This window comes from Pseudochrobactrum sp. AO18b (assembly GCF_000409565.1).
Lineage (GTDB): Bacteria > Pseudomonadota > Alphaproteobacteria > Rhizobiales > Rhizobiaceae > Pseudochrobactrum > Pseudochrobactrum saccharolyticum.
On the sequence record NZ_ANNO01000480.1, the window covers coordinates 1 to 2,977 of the forward strand.

Genomic DNA, 2,977 nt, shown 5'->3' on the forward strand with positions numbered 1-2,977 from the left:
GCGCATAATTTCCTGCACATCCGCAGCACTACCCACATCGCCATTGGCAACAAGCGGCACGGAAATTGCCTCACGTACTGCGCGGATAGCATCCCAATCGGCATGACCGGTATAGAACTGGCAGCGCGTGCGGCCATGTACGGTAATCATCTGCACACCGGCATCAACAGCACGTCGTGCCAGTTCCGGTGCATTGATTGAATTGTGATCCCATCCAAGCCGCATCTTCAGCGTAACCGGCACTTTGACAGCCTGTACGGTTGCTTCAATCAGTGTCAGCGCATGGTCAAGATCACGCATCAGCGCCGAGCCGGAATAACCGCCGGTCACCTTCTTGGCAGGGCAGCCCATATTGATATCGACAATATCCGCGCCTTCACCTTCAGCGATCTTGGCGGCCTCACCCATCCAATGCGCTTCACGGCCTGCGAGCTGCACCACATGGGTCTGCAGATCACCGCGCTCCATGCGCTTGCGGCTCTCGGAGTGATGGTTACAAAGTTCCGCACTGGCAACCATCTCAGACACAACCAGTCCTGCACCGGCCTCCCACGCCCGACGACGAAACGGCAGATCAGATACGCCGGACATCGGCGCCAGAAATACGCGATTACGGATTTCCACGTTTCCGATCTTTAATGGCAGGATTGCAGTCGTCATCATCAGCCTAAAAATTGTGCAATATTAAAAACGCTCAAACTTTAAGCAGATTTATAGGTTTTATCATCTTCATGCAAGAAAAAGCGGATTTTACTAAAGCTCTTTAAACATCATACGATTATCAAAAAAACATCACTGGCATTTAACACCATGAGGCGGTATTCGCTATAAACAGAGGTGTGACAGCTCGGAAAGGTTTTTCTCATTCGCACAGCAGCAGTTATAGTCGCCGCAGGACGCGGAGAACGCGCCGGTCAGAGTACCGAAGGCCCTAAACAATATCGCCGCATTGGCGGTCAGGCCGTGCTGGCGCATACTTTACGTACCTTTCTGGCCTGCGAGCAGATTTCGCCTGTGGTGGTGGTGATCCATTCCGACGATCACGATCTTTATCATGCTGCGCTGCAACGCGCTGATATTGATGCTGCGCGTATCCGCCTTGTTACCGGCGGTCCGACGCGACAGGAATCCACCCGCCTCGGCCTGCTCGCTTTGTGCGATGATGCACCGGATTATGTGATGATTCATGACGGCGTGCGCCCGTTTATTACGCAGGATTTGCTCAAGCGCATCATGATTGCCCTGCACCCGCAAACCGGCGTGCTGCCTGCCCTTGCCGTGTCCGATACGCTGAAACAGGCTGGCGGCGATGCTTTGGTCACCAAAACCGTGCCGCGCGCAGGCCTTTTTGCTGCGCAGACACCGCAGAGTTTTCCCTTCGCCCCAATTCTCGATGCGCATAATGCAGCATTTGCATTGGGACGCACAGATTTCACCGATGATGCCGCCATTGCAGAATGGCAGAGCATTCCTGTTCGTGTTGTCGAAGGCTCAGCCGACAATACTAAAATTACATGGGCAAAGGATATTGAAATGGCAGATCAGCGCTTGCGTCAGGATATGGTTGCGTTTCCGGACATCCGCACGGGCAATGGTTATGACGTGCATAGTTTCGAGGCAGGCGACCATGTGTGGCTTTGCGGCGTGAAAATTCCGCACACACACAAGCTCAATGGCCACTCCGATTCCGATGTGGCGCTGCATGCGCTGACGGATGCCCTGCTCGCCACCCGCGGTGCAGGCGATATCGGTACGCATTTCCCCCCGTCTGATCCGCAGTGGAAAGGTGCTGCCTCACGGCAATTTGTTGAGTTTGCAGTGAAAACCGTGCGCGAAGCCGGTGGACGTATTGCCAATGCCGATATTACACTGATTGCCGAAGAACCGAAAATCGGCCCGCATCGGGAAGCTATGACCGCAGAACTCAGCGATATGCTCGGCGTAAGTACCGACCGTGTTTCGGTCAAAGCCACGACCAACGAGAAAATGGGCTTTGTCGGCCGCAAGGAAGGCATCGCCTCTATCGTGACTGTCAGCGTTATCTATCCGGGTGAAGTGCCCGCATAAAGGAAGAAGATCATGAGTTTGATTGCACAACATGTTCCCCAAAAGTGGGCAGCGGTTTTGGGACAAGAACATGTGCAATAATAAATCAACAGAGCAGGCCCTCGCCGTTCTTGATGCCTGCCGCAAGGCGCAGCTCATGATTACCACTGCCGAATCCTGCACCGGCGGCATGATTGCCGCCGCACTGACCGACATAGCCGGTTCGTCCGATGTCGTTGATTGCGGCTTTGTCACCTATAGCAATGAAGCCAAAGCCTCGCTGATTGGTGTTTCTCAAAGCCTGCTCCGTGATTTTGGTGCCGTATCCAAACCAGTCGCCATCGCCATGGCCGAAGGTGCGCTGAAACATGCCCCGCAGGCTGGTATCTCTGTCGCCGTGACCGGCGTTGCAGGCCCATCGGGCGGCACAGCAGAAAAACCGGTCGGGCTGGTACATATTGCCTGTGCAAGACATGGTTTTGAAACACTACATCAGGAATGCCGTTTCGGCGACCAATCGCGCGACGCTATCCGGTTAGCCACAGTGCAGGCCGCACTGGATTTGGTTCTGCAAAGACTGACTGAGTAATTTTAATTACTTAATCGCATTACCGGCTTCAATGCCGTAAATCTGATCGGCGCGTTTTTCAAAAGCTTCCGCAAATTTGCGGAAAGCCAGATCAAACATTGAGCCCATTACCAGACCAAGCGTGCGGCTCTTAAATTCATAATCAATGAAGAAATCCACATCGCTATGCGTACCGTCACCGACCGGTACAAATGTCCAGCGGTTGTCGAGATAGCGGAACGGGCCGTCAATATATTTGACTTCAATCACCCGTTCATCCGGCTTGAGCAGCACCTGTGTGGTGAATGTCTCACGGATCAGTTTGTAGCCGACAGTCATGTCGGCCACCAGTAATGTCTTGCC

4 protein-coding genes are annotated in these 2,977 nt (G+C 53.6%); 2 read left to right on the forward strand and 2 right to left on the reverse strand.

Going from position 1 to position 2,977, the window contains the following annotated elements; translation table 11 throughout:
* Positions 1 to 660: tRNA-dihydrouridine synthase (locus A918_RS0117835; RefSeq protein WP_028233975.1), on the reverse strand; the 660-nt coding region annotated here is incomplete at its 3' end.
* 204 nt (positions 661 to 864) lie between these two features.
* Between A918_RS0117835 and A918_RS0117840 the strand changes: the two genes are divergently transcribed.
* On the forward strand, positions 865 to 2,067 hold the full coding sequence (locus A918_RS0117840) for a bifunctional 2-C-methyl-D-erythritol 4-phosphate cytidylyltransferase/2-C-methyl-D-erythritol 2,4-cyclodiphosphate synthase (protein WP_028233976.1): 1,203 nt from the start codon (positions 865 to 867) through the stop codon (positions 2,065 to 2,067).
* A 70-nt stretch (positions 2,068 to 2,137) separates the two neighbouring features.
* On the forward strand, positions 2,138 to 2,635 hold the full coding sequence (locus A918_RS0117845) for a CinA family protein (RefSeq protein WP_022712363.1): 498 nt from the start codon (positions 2,138 to 2,140) through the stop codon (positions 2,633 to 2,635).
* Positions 2,636 to 2,641: 6 nt separating this feature from the next.
* Here the strand turns inward: A918_RS0117845 and A918_RS0117850 are convergent.
* The coding region (locus A918_RS0117850) for a ubiquinone-binding protein (RefSeq protein ID WP_022712364.1) at positions 2,642 to 2,977 on the reverse strand (336 nt) is incomplete at its 5' end.

What these genes read in the sequence shown, in the direction of transcription:
- A918_RS0117845 (WP_022712363.1), top strand. Translation starts at nt 2,138, where the DNA reads ATGTGCAATAATAAATCAACAGAGCAGGCCCTCGCCGTTCTTGATGCC.